Raw genomic sequence first — 16,309 nt, 5'->3', positions numbered from 1 at the left:
GAAGGTGTCACGTCCGTGAACGCACCCACGTCGCGGGCGGCGAGGACCAGCGCCCCCACCCGCATGACCGCGCAGGGGCTCGGCGTCGTCGTCCTCTGCATGTTCCTGAACATGACCGACGGCTACGACCTGTTCATCGTCGGCTTCGCCGTCCCGCACCTCCCACCAGGCTTCGCGAGTCCCGGCGAGAAGGGCCTGCTCATCAGCTCCGCGTTGGTCGGCATGGGGGTCGGCGCCATCGTGCTGGCCCGCCTCGCGGACCGGATCGGTCGCCGGGCCACCGTTCTCGCCGGTCTCGCGGTCAACATCGCCGGGCTGTCGCTCTCCGCGCTCTCGCCGAACCTCGAGCTGCTCATGGCCTCGCGTTTCGTCACCGGGCTGGCCGTCGGCACGATCAGCGTCGTCATCGTCGTGATCGCCCAGGAAGCGTCCCCGGACTCCCGGAAGAACTCCTCGACCGGGATCGTGATGATCGGCTTCCCACTCGGGAGCACGGTCGCCGGCTTCGGCGGCGCGTGGGCGCTGAGCCTGTCCGGGGGCGCGTGGCAGTCGTTGTTCTGGCTGGGCGCCGCGCTGGCCGTGCTGGGGTTGGTCGTCGCCGTCGCCGCGGTTCCGGAGTCCGAGGCGTTCCTCGCCGACCGCGACGGCACCCAGGCGGAGGCCGCCGCGCGAGAGAGTGAGGGCGCGGAGGACGCCGACGTTGTCCCCCACCTGCTCGGTACCCTCTTGCGCGCGCGCACGCTGCTGCTCGCCACCGGCTACGGGATGCTCTCGGCGGCGTACTACTTCGTGGGGACCTGGACCCCGCAGCTCATCACCGACGCGACACGGGACGCGGGCAGCGGCGCCACGACCGGGATCGTCGTCAGCGTGGGGACACTCGCCGGGGCGGTGTGCTTCGCGCTGCTCGGGCTCCGCTTCGCCGCCACCACGGTCACGGCGTGGTTGCTCGGCCTGTCGATCGTGTCCCTGCTGGGGTTCTCCGTCCTGCTGCCCGGCGGCGCGTCGTACATCTTCGCCGGCCTGCTCGGCCTCGGCGTGTTCGCCTCGATGGTCGGTTACACGGCCCTGGTGCCGATCGCCTACCCCGTGCTCGCCCGGGCCAAGGGCTACGGCGTGATGCTGGGCGTCGGGCGGGTCGGCGCCATCGTCGCGCCGGTGATCGCCGGGTACGCGCTGGCCGTCATGTCACCGAACGCGCTCTACCTCGCCGCGGTCGTGCCCCTGGCCGTCGCGGCGGTGACGACGGCGGTGCTGCTGCGCCTCCCGTCCCCGCGACACCGCACGCCCTGACCACGACCGCGGAGGGAGGCCCGGCATGCCCGGGTTCCAGATCGAGGGGTCCGAGGACCCGATGAGCACGCTGTGCCGCATGGTGGTGCAGACCGGCTTCGACGACCTCCCGGCGGAGGTCCTCCGGCACGCCAAGCACACCCTGCTCGACGGGATGGGCGTGACGATCGGTGGTTCCGGGATGGACGGCATCGCCGAGATCGTCGGCCTGGTCGTGGACCGGGGCGGCAAGCCGGAGTCGCTGCTGCCGTTCCACGGCGGCCGGGTCCCGGCGGCCGAGGCGGCCCTCGCGATCGGTCCGATGCCGCGGGCCATGGACTGCGGCGACCTCCACGAGGAGGCCGGACACATCAGCGAGTACGTCGTGGCGAGCCTGCTCGCGGCGACGGGGCTGCGGGCGAACGTCACCGGCGAGGAGTTCCTCACCGCCCTCGTGGTCGGGCAGGAGGTGCTGGTGCGCGCCGGGTCGGCCTACCGGGTCATCAGCCAGGCGGTGCCGGCGGGCGACTGCGGCGGCCACTACGTCTTCGGAGCCGTCGCCGCGGTCGGGAAGCTCCTCGGGTTCTCCCAGGAGCAGCTGGAGAACGCCCAGGGCATCGCGCGGACGATGACGCAGCCGCACACGATGGCGATCTACGCGCCCGCGACCCTCATGGTCCGGGTGCACCACGGGCTGGTCTGCCAGACCGCGATCACCGCCTGCCAGCTCGCGGAGCGAGGCATCACGGGTCCTCGCCAGGAGGTCCTGGCCGGCCCGAACGGGTTCCTGAGCACGGCACGGTGGGAGACCGACCCGGAAGCTCTGACACGGGGGCTGGGTGAGCACTGGGCCATGACCCGGATCACCACCAAGCGCCACAGCGCCTGCTACTTCTCGCACTCGTCGATCGACGGCGCCCTCGCGCAGATGGACACCCACGGCTTCGCGGCCCCCGACATCGGTTCGGTCCACGTCGCCGTGTCGACCTCCGGCTGGCGCGCGGTGTGCGAGCCGACCGACCGCAAGTGGGAGCCCCGGACGGTCCCGGAGTGCCAGTTCAGCCTGCCCTATGCGATCGCCACGGCGATCCACGACGGGAGGGTGTTCGTGCAGTCCTACTCGCCGGAGGCGCGGGGACGCGCCGACGTCCGCGAGCTCATGACGCGGGTCACCGCTGAAGAGGACCCCTCGATCCCGGCCTGGGGAGCGCGGTTGACCACCACGCTGCGCGACGGTCGGACGATCACCGGTGAGTACGTGTACGTGAAGGGGCACCCGGACAACCCGCTCAGCGAGGACGAGGTCGCCGACAAGTTCCGTTCCTGTGTGCCGTTCTCCGTGCTGCCGCTCGACGCCGGGACGGTGGACCGGATGATCGACGACATCCTCGCGTTCGAGAAGGTCGACGACGTCGTCGCGTCGCTGTTGCGCCCGCTCACCCCCGCGGAGTGAGTGAGCGCGGGGCCCCGGCGCGCAGGGCGTCACGATGGTCCGGGTGCGCGATCGCCACGAGGCGCTCGAGCCGTTCCGAGACCGTGCACGCCCGGAGGTCGGCGGCCCCCCACTCGGTGACCACGACGTCGACGTCGCTCTTCGACGAGGTCACGACACCGCTGGAGACGCGGGCGACGATGCGGCTCGCGCCGGTCGGCGTGACCGACGGGAGGGCCACCACCGCGGCGCTCGCGTCGCCGCCGCGGTGCGCCGCCCGGAAGAAGTCGACCTGGCCGCCGACGCCGCCGACCAGCCGGTCACCGACGAACTCCGCCCCGACCTGGCCGAGGAGGTCGACCTCGAGCGCGGAGTTCACCGAGACGAACGGCGAGCACCTGTCGACGGCGCTCGCGTCGGCGCCCGGCGCGAACTCCACGCCGTCGTGGCCGTCGAGGAAGGCGTAGAGCTCGGGCGAGCCGAGAGCCATGCCGGCCACCACCGTGCCCGGACCCTCGGCGAGGGCGCCTGCGCGCGCGAGCTCGAGCAGCCAGTCCCCCACCAGGCCCGAGCGCACGCGCAGGCCCCGCCGACCTCTCAGCCCGGACGCGACGGCGTCGGGGAGCCCACCGATGCCCATCTGGATCACCGCGTGGTCGGGCACGAGGTCGACGACGGCGGCCGCGACCGCCCGGTCCGTCGCGCTCGGCGGACGGGCGGCGGCGCTCGGCAGGGGCCGTCGCGACGGCACGGCCTCGGTGATACGGGACCGGTGGAGACGGGACCGCGAGCGCGTGCGCGGCATGTCCTCGTGGATCTCGACGAGCACCACGCGGGCCCGCTGCGCGGCGGCGGCGACGTAGTCGACCGCGGCACCCAGGTCGTGGTAGCCATCGGCGTCGGCCGGACCCACCTGCAGCAGGACGACGTCGACCGGCAACTGGCCGGACGTGACGTGGTCCTCGATGCGGCTCAGGTGCACCGGCAGGTAGTCGAGGACGCCGGGGGCGAGCGTGCGCACGGCACCGGCCGCGGCGTAGCCGACCACGCGGGGGTGCCCCGGGGTCGCCCGCCGCCACGCGTCGCTCGTGACGTACCCGCACACCGCCGTGACGCCCTCGACGGTCCGGGCGGCGTCGACGAGCTCGTCCACCAGCACCGGTGGCTCGGCGACGGTCTGGCCGACGACGACCGTGTCGCCAGGACGGAGGTGCTCGGCGACGGTCACGGCGCCCAGCTGGCGAGCACGTGGTCGAGCGGGATCGGGTCGGCCATCGGCGCGGGGAGGGCGGGCGGCGTCGCCGAGAAGCGCGGGGCGGGCCCGGCCTGGTGGGCGCCGTGCGCGTGGACGATGCTGCCCCGTGCCGCGATCTGCGGGTGGTGCGGCGCCTCGCTCCAGGACAGCACCGGCGTCGTGCAGGCGTCGAGGTCGGCGAACACGGCCTCCCACTCCGGCCTGGTCCGCGTGGCGAACACCTCCTCGAAGCGCGCGGCGAGCCGTCCCCAGGCGTGGCGGTCGTCGCGGTCGGGGACGTCGGTGGGGTCGAGTCCGAGTCCGTCGAGGAGCTGGGCGTAGAACTTCCGCTCGATGGCGGCCACCGCCATGAACCCGCCGTCGGCGCAGCGGTAGGTCCGGTAGTACGGGGCGTGCCCGTCGATGACGTTGGACTCCCGGGCGTCGACCCAGCGGTCCTGCGCGAGCAGCGACCACACCTTCTGGGAGAGCCCGACGACACCGTCGATCATCGCGGCGTCGACGACCTGTCCGCGCCCGGTGCGGGCCGCGTGCCACAGCCCGGCCAGGACGCCGGTGAGCAGCAGCATCGAACCGCCGCCGTAGTCGCCGACCATGTTCAGCGGCGGGGGCGGGCACGCGTCGGCGGCGCCGAGAGCGTGCAGCGCCCCGGTCAGCGAGAGGTAGTTGAGGTCGTGGCCGCCACGGTCGGCCAGCGGGCCCTCGCGCCCCCACCCGGTCGCGCGGGCGTAGACCAACCGTGGGTTGACCGCCAGGAGCTCGTCCGGCCCGACGCCGAGGCGCTCGACGACCCCGGGACGGTAGCCCTCGAGCACCACGTCGGCGTGCTCGACCAGGGCGCGCAGCGTGGCCCGGCCCTCGTCGGTCTTGAGGTCCGCGTCGACGCGGCGGCGCCCGCGCAGCATCGGGTCGGACGCGTCGGGGCGCCCGATCTGCTCGCCGCCGGGCCGGTCGATGCGCACGATGTCGGCGCCGAGGTCGGCCAGGTACATGCCCGCGTGCGGGCCGGGCCCGACCGCCGCGAGCTCGACGACCTTCAGTGCGTCCAGGGGTCCCACGTCAGGCCTTTCTCACGCCGCCGAGAACAGGGCGGCCATGCCCTGGCCGCCACCGATGCACATCGTCTCCAGCGCGCGCCGCCCGCCACGGCGGCGCAGCTCGTGCAGCATCGTGGTCAGGATCCGCATGCCGGTCGCGCCGATGGGGTGTCCCAGCGAGATGCCCGAGCCGTTGACGTTGAGCCGGTCCGGGTCGTGCCACCCCCAGGCGGCGAGCACCGAGAGGACCTGCACCGCGAACGCCTCGTTGATCTCGACGAGGTCGAGGTCCTCGAAGGTCGCGCCGGTCCGCGCGAACAGCTTCTCGACCGCGGGCACCGGTCCGATCCCCATGAACGCCGGGTCGCAGCCGGCCGCCGCCCAGCCCTCCAGGAACCCGAGCGGCTCCATGTCGCCGAGCGCGTCCTCGGCCACCACCAGGCAGGCCGCCGCGGCGTCGTTCTGCTGGGCGGCGTTGCCCGCGGTGACCGTGCCGCCCGGAGTGATCGTGCGCAGCTTCCCGAGCGTCTCCGGCGTGGAGTCGGGCCGGACCCCCTCGTCGCGGTCGACGACCACCGGCTCGCCACGCCGCTGCGGCACGCTCACCGGCACGACCTCGTCGGCGAACGCCCCGCGCTCCCACGCGGCCGCCGCCCGGCGCTGGCTGCCAGCGGCGAACTCGTCGGCCTGCTCCCGAGTGATGCTGTAGCGCTCGGCGAGGTTCTCCGCGGTCTCGATCATCCCGCTGATCGCACCGAAGCGGTGCTCGGGCTGCGAACGCTCCCGGCCGCGGTCGAGGCGGTCGTAGAGCGACACGGTGCCGGCCCGCGAGCCCCACCGGGCCGTCGTGGAGTAGTACTCGATGTTCGACATGCTCTCCACGCCGCCGACGAGCACCACGTCGGCGGCGCCCGTCTGGACCATCATCGAGCCGGTGACCAGGGCCTGGAGCCCGCCACCGCACCGGCGGTCGGTCTGCAGGCCCGGCACCGAGATCGGCAGGCCGGCGTGCAGCGCCGCCCACCGCCCGACGCACGGTGTCTCGGAGTTCGCGTAGGACTGCGCGAACACCACGTCCTCGATCCGCTCGGGGTCGACCCCGGTCCGCTCGATCACGGCGTTCACCACCGTGGCCGCGAGGTCCTCCACCGACACGGCCCGCAGCGCCCCGCCGAAGGCCCCCACCGGGGTGCGGACGGGGGACACGATCGCAGCACGTCGCATCCACGCATCATATATAATCTACGGACGCGCGTCACGCACGCGGCAGCTCCTCGTACGTCTCCCCGTCGGCCGCCAGGCACCAGACCGTCACGTTCCGGCGCGGGGCCGGGACCCCGCCGCGGCGCAGCGACGCCACGTCGGGGCGCGCCCACGTGGTGGTGGGGATGCGGACGGACTGGACGTACGCGGGCCGCTGCGCCCGGGGCAGGCCGCGGACGGCGTGGGCGAGCGCGTCACCGGTGATCCGGGCGCCGGGCAGCGGGCGCACGGCGCCCACGAGGACCTCGTTCCCGTCGTTCCCGTCGTCCCCCACCCCGTAGGCCGTGGCCAGGGCGACCCCGGGGACGGCCTCCAGGGTGCCGCTGACCACCGAGGGCAGCACGGGGCCGTCGGCGGTGGTGATCAGGCTGCGCACGTGGTCGACGAACCACAGGTCGCCGTCCTCGTCGCGGGTGAACAGGTCGCCGGTCGCGAGCCAGCTGTCTCCGGGCTCGACCAGGTTGCGCAGCGGGACCACGTCCTGGCGGGCAGACCCCCGACCGCGGACGACCAGCAGGCCCACCTCGCCGGGCGCGCTCGGCCGGGCGTAGCCGTCGGCGTCGGTCACGATGCCCCGGGAGACGGAGCCAGCGGAGCTCGACCCGTGGGGGCCCGAGGCGAGCGCGTAGTCGACGACCCGCACCTTGGGGGTGCCCGGCAGCGGCCGCCCCACGGAGCCCACCTTCTCCCCGCTCGGGTTGGCGAGGATCGCCTCGCCCTCCGCCGAGGCGTACACCTCGACGACCCGCGCGGGCGCGAACCGCTCGGCCACGCGGCGCCACAGCCCGCGGGGCAGACCCGAGCCCATGAAGACCCGGATCGGGTGGTCGGGCTCGTTCGCGTGCGGCGGCCGGTCGGTGATCGCCCGCAACGACGTCCAGGTGTAGGAGACGTGGGTGGCGCCGTACCGGCGGACCTCGCTCCAGAAGGTGTCCGGGTCGGGACCGCTCGCGAGGGCCAGGCGGGCGCCGGAGGCGATCGCGCCGGCCATCGCATGCAGGATCGCCGACGAGTGGTGGAGCGGCGCGACCGAGTAGACGGTGTCGGTCGCGGTGAGGCCCGCGGCCTCGGCGGCGCCGCGGGCCGACAGCGCCCAGCGACGGTTCGTGATCAGCATCTCGCGGGTCCCCTCGCCGGAGCCGGTGAACAGCACGAACGCGAGATCCTCGGCGTCCCGCGGGTTGGGGCGGTACCACGCCGGCACCCGGACCCGGGCCGGGTCGATCGCCTCCATGTCGATCACGTGTCCCGGAAGGTCGTCGCGGTTCGACCCCGCCCCGAGGACGGAACAGTGCACGTCCGCGATCGCGGTCACGGGCACGTTCTCCGGGTCGGTCAGCAAGCGGGTGACCCGGCCGAGCGCGACCTCCCGGGCCAGGTCGCCGTCGGGACGCAGCAGCACGGCGGTCGCTCCGAGGCGGCTGATCGCGGCCAGCGCGCTGAGCAGCGACGGGCGCGACGCCATCCGCACGCCGATCCGCTCCCCCGGGCGCATCCCGAGCCCCAGCATCACGGCCACGATGCTGTCGACGCGGCGCTTGAAGTCGCCGTGCCGGATCACCCGGTCGCCGAAGGCGTAGACGATCGCGCCCGGATCCCGTCGCGCCGCCTCGTCGAGCAGGAGCCCCAGCGAGATCCGCGTCCCCGACCCGACGTCGCCCAGCTCGCCGAGCCGCGCGAGCTGGTCGACCCCCGTCCGGACGAGATCCTCCGCGCCGCGCACGGCCCCGACGGCTCCGGAGATCGCGCTGACCGCGGTGCCCACCGAGAGGTCGGCGGCGGTCCCGAACCATCGCCGCATCCCGCTCAGGGCGTCGGCGTCCCACTCCTCCACGCGGTCCGCGGGCACCAGCGCGGCGGGGAACTCGCCCTGCCCGTCCCGCCAGTGGATCCACCCGCCCACCGTCGGCCACGTGAGCTTGCGGGCCCGCGCGCCGCCGATGATGCCGAAGTGCCCGATCGGGACGTTGAGCTCGTAGACCTCGGCCCGAGGTGCCGCCCTCCGGATCGCGCGGACCGCCGGGGGCGTCGCGAGCAGGTCGGCGCTGCCGACCACGGTGAGGATCGGGACGTCGATGTCGGCCAGCGACACCAGCCGGTCGCGGAAGACGAAGCCGCCCTCGAGCATCCGGTTGTGGACCATGAACTGCTCGAGCAGCTCGGCGAAGGCCGGCCCGGCGTACGCGGTCCAGCCCTGCCCGTCGAGGTACATCCGCAGGCGCTCCCGGGGCAGCAGGCGCTCCCGGTCGTGCAGGTTCGCGTACCACTGCGCCTTGCCCTGGGCGACGCCGATCGGGGTGAGCATCTGGGTCGCGGCCCGCATCGCCCAGCCCGGGATCGAGATACGCCGGGCGAGACCCGAGGCGAGGTACGCCCTGGCGAGCACCGCCGCGTTCTCGGGCGACATCGGGACGCCCATCGGCGCGCGGGTGTCGACCGGCGACCCGAAGGTGATCAGGGAGTCGATGTTCGCGCCGCGCCGGTAGGCGGCGACCTGGTAGCAGAACATGCCGCCCTGGGACTGCCCGCCCAGCACGACGTCGCGCCCGGTGGCGGCGCTGACCTCGTCGACGGCGTCGCTCAGGGCGAGGGCGTGGTCGGTGAGGGTGCGCTCCAGCCCGCCGGGCTCGCGCTCGGGCCACCCGAAGTCGATGGTCCAGACGTCGATGCCCATCCCGTGCAGGGCCGCGACGGCGCTCGTGTCCGGCGCGATGTCCCAGACGTCGCCGGAGATCATCAAGGCGTGGACCAGCAGCATCACGGGCGCATCCGGGGGCACGTCGTCGGGGAAGTAGCGGCGCAGCTTGTGGACCCGGTGGGTGCTCACCACCTCGTAGGGCGAGTACTGCTCGTCGGTGACGAAGCCACCGTGCGCGAGAACGTCCGTGGCGTTGACGGCGGTGGCCCCGACCCGGCGCAGCAACCCCATGAGCGAGGAGGGGCCGGGCAGGTCCTCGAGCGACGGCATTGTCGACCTTCCAGGTGGGCGTTCGCGGGTGGGATCAGCCGGCGCGCGCTGCGCCGCTGTCGATCAGCTCGTGGGCCGGCAGACCGGCCTCCTCGAGGACGGCGAGGGTGTGCTCGCCCGGACGCGGCGAGGGGCCGGGAGCCGTGTGCGGGGACGCGCCGAACCGGGGCGCGGTCCCGGGTTGGATCCGTCGACCGTCCGCGAGGACGCAACCGCGCGCTGCCACGTGCGGGTGCCGAGCGGCCTCCCGCAGCCCGAGCACCGGCGTCACGCACGCGTCGGAGGACGCGAAGTGCTCCGCCCACTCGTCGCGGGTCCGGGCGCGGAAGGCCGCGGCCAGGAGCTCGCGCAGGCGAGGCCACTGGGCCCGGTCGTGCTGATCAGCGGGATCGAACTCGTCGATCCCCAACTCGTGGAGCAGGATCGCGAAGAACCTGTTCTCCAGCGCGCCCACCGACACCCACTGCCCGTCCGAGGTCTCGTACACGGCGTAGAAGGGTCCGGCTCCGTCGAGGGTGTTGGTGCCCCGGGCGTCGTTCCAGGCGCCGGCGCCCAGCATCGAGTAGGTCGCGGCCAACAGGTGGGTCGAGCCGTCGACCATCGCCGCATCCACCACCTGCCCACGCCCGGTGCGCGATACCGCCAACAGCGCGCCGAGCACACCGATCACCAGGTAGGCGCCGCCCGCGCCGTAGTCGCCGATCAGCGGCAGCGGGACCTGGGGCGGCCCGTCGACGGTCCCGAGGGACCCGAGCACGCCGGCGACCGCCAGGTAGTTGACCTCGTGGCCCGCGGTGTCGGCGAGGGGACCGCTCTGGCCCCATCCCGTCATCCGCCCGAACACCAGGTCCGGCCGGCGCGCGAGCAGCACGTCCGGCCCGAGCCCGAGGCGCTCCATGACGCCCGGGCGGAAGCCCTCGATCAGGACGTCGGCGCCCTCGATCAGGGTCAGCAGGGCGGCGTGGCCCGCCGGGTGCTTGAGGTCGAGCACGATCGAGCGCTTGCCGCGGTTGAGCACGTCCTGCTCGGGCGGCGCGGTCCGCATCTCGGCGGCGACGGGACGGTCGACCCGGATGACGTCGGCCCCCATGTCGGCGAGCGACATGGCGGCGAACGGGGCCGGGCCGATGCCGGCCATCTCGACCACCCGCACGCCGGTCAGGGGGCCGCCGGTCACACCCGACGCTCCTGCCCGGCCCAGAGCCGTTCGCGCAGCGACACCTTGTCGACCTTCCCGGTACCGCCCTTCGGGAGCTCGTCCACCACGATCACCGCCTTGGGCACCTTGTAGCCGCCCAGGTGTCCCCGGCAGTGGTCGATCACGGCGTCCGCGGTCGGGCCGCGGTCGGGGTCGAGCGCGACGAACGCGGTGACGGCCTCGCCCCACCGCTCGTCGGGGGCGCCGAGCACGGCGACCTCGCGGACCCCGGGGATCGCCGACACCACGTTCTCGATCTCGCGGGGATACACGTTGAACCCGCCGGTGATGATCATGTCCTTGCGGCGGTCGAGGATGAACAGGAAGCCGTGCTCGTCGACGTACCCGACGTCGCCGGTGTAGCACCACCCGTCGCGGAACGTCTCGGCTGTCGCCCCGCGGTTGCGCCAGTAACCCGGCCCGACGTGCGCGCCTCGGGTGGCGATCTCGCCGGTCTCCCCCGCCGGCACCGGCCGGTGGTCGGCGTCGACGATCGCGACCTCGGCGTAGGCCCCCGGGCGCCCCGCCGACGCCAGCCGGGGCAGCCCGCGGTCGTTGGTGTCGGTGACGTGGTCCCGCGGCGCCAGTGCGGAGATCGGCATCTGGGCCTCGCTGGCCCCGTAGAGCTGGTACATGGCGTCGCCGAAGTAGCCGTGGGCCCGCGCGGCGCGGTCGGGCTGGATGGCCGAGCCGGCGTACGGGACGACGGCGACCGCGCCGACCCGCCCGGTGGGCGCGGACCGGCGCTCGAGCTCCTCGAGCACCATCGAGATCATCGTCGGCACCAGGGGTAGGACGGTGATCTCCCCCGAGGAGGCCCGGTCGGCAACCCGGCCCGCGTCGAACGCGGCCTCGAACACGTTGAGCCCGCCCACGGCGGTGACGGCCTCGTTGATGCCCCCGCTGAAGTGGCTGATCGGCGCCGTGTGCAGCGCGACGGCGCGGTCGCCCAGGACGCCGAGGGCCGGGAGCTCGTGCGCGATGCCCCGCATGCGGGCCCCGGCGTTGACGTGGGTGACCTCGACGCCCTTGGGCAGGCCCGTCGATCCCGACGTGTAGAGGATCGCGGCGAGATCGTCGCCGTCGGGCAGCGGCGCCTCCTCGTCGCGGCCGGCCGCCACCAGGTCCTCGAACCCGACGGCACCCTCGGGCACCGCGCCGGCCCCCATCGCCACGACGGTCCCGACCCCCGCCGGCAGCCAGCCCTGCCCGTGGGCGGCGAGCCAGTCGGCGTCGGCGAACACCACCGACGGCTCGGCGTCCGCGGCGATCTGGGTCAGCTCGGTGGGGTGCAGACGCGGGAGCAGCGCGACCCGCACGTAGCCCCCGATCGCGACGGCACGGTCGACCAGGGCCCACTGGTTGCTGTTCGGCGAGACGATCACGACGCGGGCGCCCCGGTCCAGACCCAGCCCGCGCAGTGCGCAGGCAAGACGCCGCGTCCGGACACCGAGCTCGGCGTAGGTGAGCTCGCCGTGCTCGTCACGCACGGCGGGACGGTCGGCGAACTCCGTGAAGGTGCTCGCGTACATCCGCCCCACCGGCACGAGGTCGGACATCTCAGCCGACCCGCGACGCGGGCCAGTCACGCGTGGGCGACCGCCATGCCGGCCACATGTCCTCGGGCTCGCCGCGCGTCACCGACAGGCGGGTGAAGCAGGCCTGGCACTTGACGACCATGCGGGGGCCGAGGTGGTTCGACACGGGGTAGCGCGCGACGTCGCGGCTGCCGCACGACGGGCACTCGGCCTCGACGGGGGTGCGCTCGACCGAGACGCGCGCGGTCTGGGGACGGGGGAACATGAGGCGGTCGGTGGCCATGGTGTGCTCCTGCTCGGTCGGCCGGGTGTCAGACGGTCCATTCCAGGGGTGTCGCGATCGGGACCTCCCAGGTCCCGGCGTCGCGGGCGGCGGCCAGCTCGGCGCGGCACGCCTCGGTCGCGGTCGTGTCGATCTCACCGTCACTCAGCACGACGCCGTAGGTCAGCCGGGCGCCCTCGGCGCTGACCAGTCGGTTGCGGACGTCCTGGCGCACCCGCTCGGGGTCGCGGGTCAGCGGATCGCCCCAGCCTCCGCCCCCGCCGATGATCAGGCGGATCGCGTCGCCCGCCTTGATGACGAGGTTGGAGAACTTGCCCGTGGTGTAGCGGGCGCCGCGGCCGAACTCGCCGTGCACCGGATCGGGGCGGCCCTGCTCGTCGAACACGCCGAACAGCGGCTCGGCGCCGCGCAGGTTCATCGGGTCGCCGTGCGCGGCGAGGTCGAACCCCGCGATGTACCAGCCGACGGCGGGGGCGCCGGGTCCGCCGCCGTTCGCCCCGGCCGCCCCGCGGCGCAGCCGGTCCGCGACGACGGTGACCAGCGTGTCGGACTCGGCGACGATCGTGTAGACGGAGCCGAGCCCGCCCCGGAAGCGTCCGGCCCCGGCGGTGTCGATCAGCATCTCGTGCTGGGCCACCACCAGCGGGCTCTCGATCTCGACGTGCTCCTGCACCGAGGTCCGGCAGTTGCCGATCGGCGTCACGCAGAAGGAGACCCCGTCCTCCTTCCAGGTCCCGCCCCAGCCGCCGCCGGCGAGCCCGTAGGCACCCCAGGGCGTGCCCTCGTGCCCGGGCCGGGTGTCGATGCCGCTGAAGCCGATGTAGACCGCGGTGCCGGTGTCGCAGGCGAACGACTCCTCGGTGGCCTGCCCGAGCGCCTGGGTCACCACGTTGATCACGCGCGGGCCGATGTCGGCGTGGCTCGAGCAGCTCGAGGGCGGCAGCGTCTGCACCACGCTGCCCGCCGGCAACAGGACGTCGATCGGCTTCAGGGTGCCGCTGTTGACCGGGGTCGAGGGGTCGACCATCAGCTTGACCGCCTCGATGCAGCGGCCCGCCTCGCACCAGGCGGTGCTGCTGTTGCCCAGCGGCTGCCGCGCCGACCCGGAGAAGTCGATCTCCATCGAGTCCCCGCGCACCTTCACCGTCGCGCGGACCGGGATCAGCTCGTCGGTGACGCCGTCCTCGTCGAGCAGGTCCTCGGCGGTGTAGTCCCCGTCGGGGATGGCGGCGATCCCGCGGCGCATGCTGGCCTCGGTGGCGTCGATGGCGTAACGGCCGGCCGCGCGCACCTCGTCGAGCCCGCCGCGAGTGATGAGGTCCTGGAGCTGGCGCTCGCCGACGACCAGGCAGCCGTGCAGCGCGCGCAGGTCACCCAGCACGAGGTGCGGCACCCGGTTGTTCTCGAGGAGGAAGTTGAACGTGGGGCGTACCGCGATGTCGTTCGCGTAGAGCAGCGTCGGCGGGAGCTTCAGCTGCTCCTCGAAGTGGGACTGCGCCCCGTTCGAGAAGCCACCGGGGATCGGACCGCCGAGGTCGACCAGGTGCGAGGTAGACTGCAGCAGGAACTCGACGCGGCCATTCACGAAGACCGGCCGGAACAGGTTGACGTCGGCCTGGTGCAGCGACCCGCGCCAGGGGTCGTTGGTGAAGATGACGTCGCCGGGCTGCATCGTGTCGATGTCCCAGTCGTCCATGAGGAAGTTCGCGATGTGCGGTGCCACGAAGGCGTGCTGCATGCAGCCCTCCCAGAGCGCCGCGACCTCCCAGCCCTCGTCGGTGCGCATGTGGATGACGACGGTGCAGTCCAGGATGTCGCGGCAGATCGGGGAGAACGCGCTGCGCATCAGCGAGTCGAGCATCTCGCGGGCGACCTCGATGAGGCCGTAGCGCAGGATGTCGAGCTCGACCTCGGACCCGGTCGGTGTCGCTGGGGCTGTCGTGGTCACGGCTCGTCCTCAGTCCTTCGGCTCGATGATCAGGTTCAGGTCGTCGTCGACGCGGGCGGTCCGCCCGGGCAGGACGACCGTCGTCGCGAACTTCTCGGTGACCAGGGCCGGGCCGGACACCTGCTCGCCGGGCGCGAGGCGTTCCCGCACGTAGACCGACACATCGGTGACACCGGAGGCCCCGGGCAGGACGAGCGCCGCCGTGCGCAGGAACGCGTCGCCCTCGTCGGGGGCGAGCTCGAAGCGGCCCTGTTCGCGGGGGATCACCGCGGTCACCTCGACGGTCGACACCACGACGGGGATCTCCCGTGCGGCGAAGCCGTAGTGCTCGTCGTAGAAGGCGTGGAACGCCGGCACCAGCTCCTGCACGCGCTCGGCCGTGAGGCTCTCCGGCGGGATGGGCATCCTGTTGTCCCAGGTCTGGCCGCGGTACATCGCGAAGACCGCCCGTTCGAAGCGCAGCCGCTCGACGTCGGCGCCCTGGCTCTTGAGCTCGTCGTGGACCCGGGCCTCCAGGGTGGCGAAGGCGGCCTCGATCGCCTCGGTACCGCCCGGGTCGAGCGGTGCCATGATCGACTGTGCGCGGGTGACCCGGAGGTCGGTGCGCAGCAGGCCCAGCGCCGAGAACTGCCCCGGGCTGCGCGGCACGATCACCTCCTGAGCGCCGAGGATCTGCGCCACGCGGTCGGCGAGCATGGGCCCGGCCGAACCCGACGGCTGCAGCGCGAACTCACGCACGTCGAGGCCTCGGTAGACCGAGATCGTGCGGACCTTCGCCGCGATGTCCTGGCAGGCCACCTCGTAGGCCGCGGCCGCCAGCTCGGTCGCCGACATCCCCCACCGGACGCCGGCCTTCTCCAGCGCGGCCCGCGACGCCTCGACGTCGAGCTCGATGGCCCCGTTCGCGAACAGATCCGGCTGCAGGACCCCGAGGACGGCACACGCGTCGGTCAGGGTGGGCTCGGTCCCGCCGCGGCCGTAGCAGACCGGCCCGGGGTCCGACCCGGCCGAGGCCGGCCCGACGGCGACGTTGCCCAGGGAGTTGGGGCGGATGAGGCTCCCGGCACCGGAGCCGATGCTCTCCACGTCGACCAGGGGCATGGTCAGCGTCAGGCCGGTCTCGAGGGTCCACAGGTCGGTCAGCGGCGTCTGGCCACCGCGGATCGCGGCGACGTCGGTGCTGGTCCCGCCCACGTCGATGGTCAGCAGCTTGGGTGTCGCGCCCTCGTCGGCCAGGCGGATGCTGCCGCTCACCCCGCCGACCGGGCCGGAGACCAGCTGGAACACCGGGGCCCGGCCGGCGTCGGCGACGGTCGCGACGCCGCCGTTCATCATCATGATCCACAACGTGCCGGCGAAGCCCCGGTGCGCCAGACCGGCCTCGAGGCGTCCGAGGTAGCCGACGACCCGGGGGCCGACGTAGGCGTCGAGTGCCACCGTGGTGGTCCGCTCGTGCTCCTTGGTGACCGGGTAGAGCGCCGAGGTCTGGACGTAGGCGTCGGGCAGCTCCTCGGCGACGATCTCGGCGGCGCGTCGCTCGTGCTCGTCGTTGGTGTAAGAGTTGATCAGGCACACCGCGACCGACTTCGCACCCTGCCGGGCCAGCTCCCGGGCGGCCTCGCGCACCGAGTCCTCGTCCAGCCCGGTGAGGGCGGACCCGTCGTAGCGCATCCGCTCCAGGACACCGAAGCGCAGCTCGCGGGGCACGATCGGGCGCTCCTGGTGCGGGCGGAGCCAGGTCGGGTCGTAGAACCGCTCGCCGAACTCGCGGTGCATGCGCCCGATGTCGAGCAGGTCCTGGTGCCCGCGCGTGGCGATCAGCCCGGTCCGCTCGCCGGCCCGGCTGAGCAGGGCGTTGATCCCCACCGTGTGGCCGTGGACGATCTCGGCCACCTCGCTCGCCTCGAGCCCGATCGCCTCGATGCTCGCCAGCACCCCCTCCTCCTGGCGGGGGGTCGAGAGCACCTTCCCGTCCCGGACCTCGCCGGTCTCGCGGTGCAGCCCGATGATGTCGGTGAACGTGCCCCCCACGTCGATGCCGACCACCCAGGCGGCGGGGTCGGCCAGGTCGGAGTGGGTGGTCATGTGCGCCTCCAGCGTCCTGTTCGTGAAGAT

General features: G+C 73.6%; 11 protein-coding genes. 2 read left to right on the top strand and 9 right to left on the bottom strand.

The features are described 5' to 3' along the window. Nucleotides 1-15 precede the first annotated feature (15 nt). Together AC2A1K_RS06015 and AC2A1K_RS06010 are read left to right on the top strand one after the other, a co-directional pair. A complete protein-coding gene (locus tag AC2A1K_RS06015; protein ID WP_483895407.1) occupies nt 16-1,293 on the top strand; it encodes an MFS transporter in 1,278 nt (425 codons plus the stop codon). 25 nt (nt 1,294-1,318) lie between these two features. Next, a complete protein-coding gene (locus AC2A1K_RS06010; protein WP_483895406.1) occupies nt 1,319-2,725 on the top strand; it encodes an MmgE/PrpD family protein in 1,407 nt (468 codons plus the stop codon). Here the strand turns inward: AC2A1K_RS06010 and AC2A1K_RS06005 are convergent. From AC2A1K_RS06005 to AC2A1K_RS05965, 9 genes are read right to left on the bottom strand one after another with little or no spacing between them, the layout of a single operon-like run. Further along, entirely contained in the window at nt 2,709-3,932 is a 1,224-nt protein-coding gene (locus AC2A1K_RS06005; RefSeq protein WP_483895405.1) for an acetyl-CoA hydrolase/transferase C-terminal domain-containing protein, read from the bottom strand. The two genes, AC2A1K_RS06010 and AC2A1K_RS06005, sit on opposite strands and share 17 nt — an antisense overlap. Next, the gene (locus AC2A1K_RS06000; protein WP_483895404.1) at nt 3,929-5,017 is read right to left on the bottom strand and encodes a CaiB/BaiF CoA transferase family protein; all 1,089 of its coding nucleotides are present in this window, start codon (nt 5,015-5,017) and stop codon (nt 3,929-3,931) included. Before AC2A1K_RS06000 ends, AC2A1K_RS06005 begins: the two co-directional genes overlap by 4 nt. A gap of 12 nt (nt 5,018-5,029) precedes the next feature. Next, nucleotides 5,030-6,220: an acetyl-CoA C-acetyltransferase gene (locus AC2A1K_RS05995; protein ID WP_483895403.1), complete on the bottom strand. Its 1,191-nt coding sequence runs from the start codon at nt 6,218-6,220 to the stop codon at nt 5,030-5,032. 31 nt (nt 6,221-6,251) lie between these two features. Further along, the gene (locus AC2A1K_RS05990; RefSeq protein WP_483895402.1) at nt 6,252-9,227 is read right to left on the bottom strand and encodes an AMP-binding protein; all 2,976 of its coding nucleotides are present in this window, start codon (nt 9,225-9,227) and stop codon (nt 6,252-6,254) included. A gap of 34 nt (nt 9,228-9,261) precedes the next feature. After that, a complete protein-coding gene (locus tag AC2A1K_RS05985; protein WP_483895401.1) occupies nt 9,262-10,404 on the bottom strand; it encodes a CaiB/BaiF CoA transferase family protein in 1,143 nt (380 codons plus the stop codon). Continuing rightward, nucleotides 10,401-11,984, bottom strand: coding sequence for a class I adenylate-forming enzyme family protein (locus tag AC2A1K_RS05980; protein ID WP_483895400.1), 1,584 nt, complete (start codon nt 11,982-11,984; stop codon nt 10,401-10,403). Before AC2A1K_RS05980 ends, AC2A1K_RS05985 begins: the two co-directional genes overlap by 4 nt. 1 nt (nt 11,985) lies before the next feature. Beyond that, on the bottom strand, nt 11,986-12,246 hold the full coding sequence (locus tag AC2A1K_RS05975; RefSeq protein WP_337718515.1) for a hypothetical protein: 261 nt from the start codon (nt 12,244-12,246) through the stop codon (nt 11,986-11,988). Nucleotides 12,247-12,274: 28 nt separating this feature from the next. Then, the gene (locus tag AC2A1K_RS05970) at nt 12,275-14,194 is read right to left on the bottom strand and encodes a hydantoinase B/oxoprolinase family protein (protein ID WP_483895399.1); all 1,920 of its coding nucleotides are present in this window, start codon (nt 14,192-14,194) and stop codon (nt 12,275-12,277) included. Between the two features lie 9 nt (nt 14,195-14,203). Then, a complete protein-coding gene (locus tag AC2A1K_RS05965) occupies nt 14,204-16,279 on the bottom strand; it encodes a hydantoinase/oxoprolinase family protein (protein WP_483895398.1) in 2,076 nt (691 codons plus the stop codon). Nucleotides 16,280-16,309: the final 30 nt, after the last annotated feature.

Source organism: Actinomycetospora sp. 2LY8.5 (assembly GCF_057180585.1).
Note: the sequence above shows the minus strand (reverse complement) of the source record. Positions and strands in the feature narration are given on the sequence as shown.

Bases quoted from the DNA above. Each gene is read 5' to 3' on its own strand.
- AC2A1K_RS05995 (WP_483895403.1), bottom strand. From the start codon at position 6,220: ATGCGACGTGCTGCGATCGTGTCCCCCGTCCGCACCCCGGTGGGGGCC.
- AC2A1K_RS05965 (WP_483895398.1), bottom strand. From the start codon at position 16,279: ATGACCACCCACTCCGACCTGGCCGACCCCGCCGCCTGGGTGGTCGGC.
- AC2A1K_RS06010 (WP_483895406.1), top strand. From the start codon at position 1,319: ATGCCCGGGTTCCAGATCGAGGGGTCCGAGGACCCGATGAGCACGCTG.
- AC2A1K_RS05990 (WP_483895402.1), bottom strand. From the start codon at position 9,227: ATGCCGTCGCTCGAGGACCTGCCCGGCCCCTCCTCGCTCATGGGGTTG.
- AC2A1K_RS05975 (WP_337718515.1), bottom strand. From the start codon at position 12,246: ATGGCCACCGACCGCCTCATGTTCCCCCGTCCCCAGACCGCGCGCGTC.
- AC2A1K_RS05980 (WP_483895400.1), bottom strand. From the start codon at position 11,984: ATGTCCGACCTCGTGCCGGTGGGGCGGATGTACGCGAGCACCTTCACG.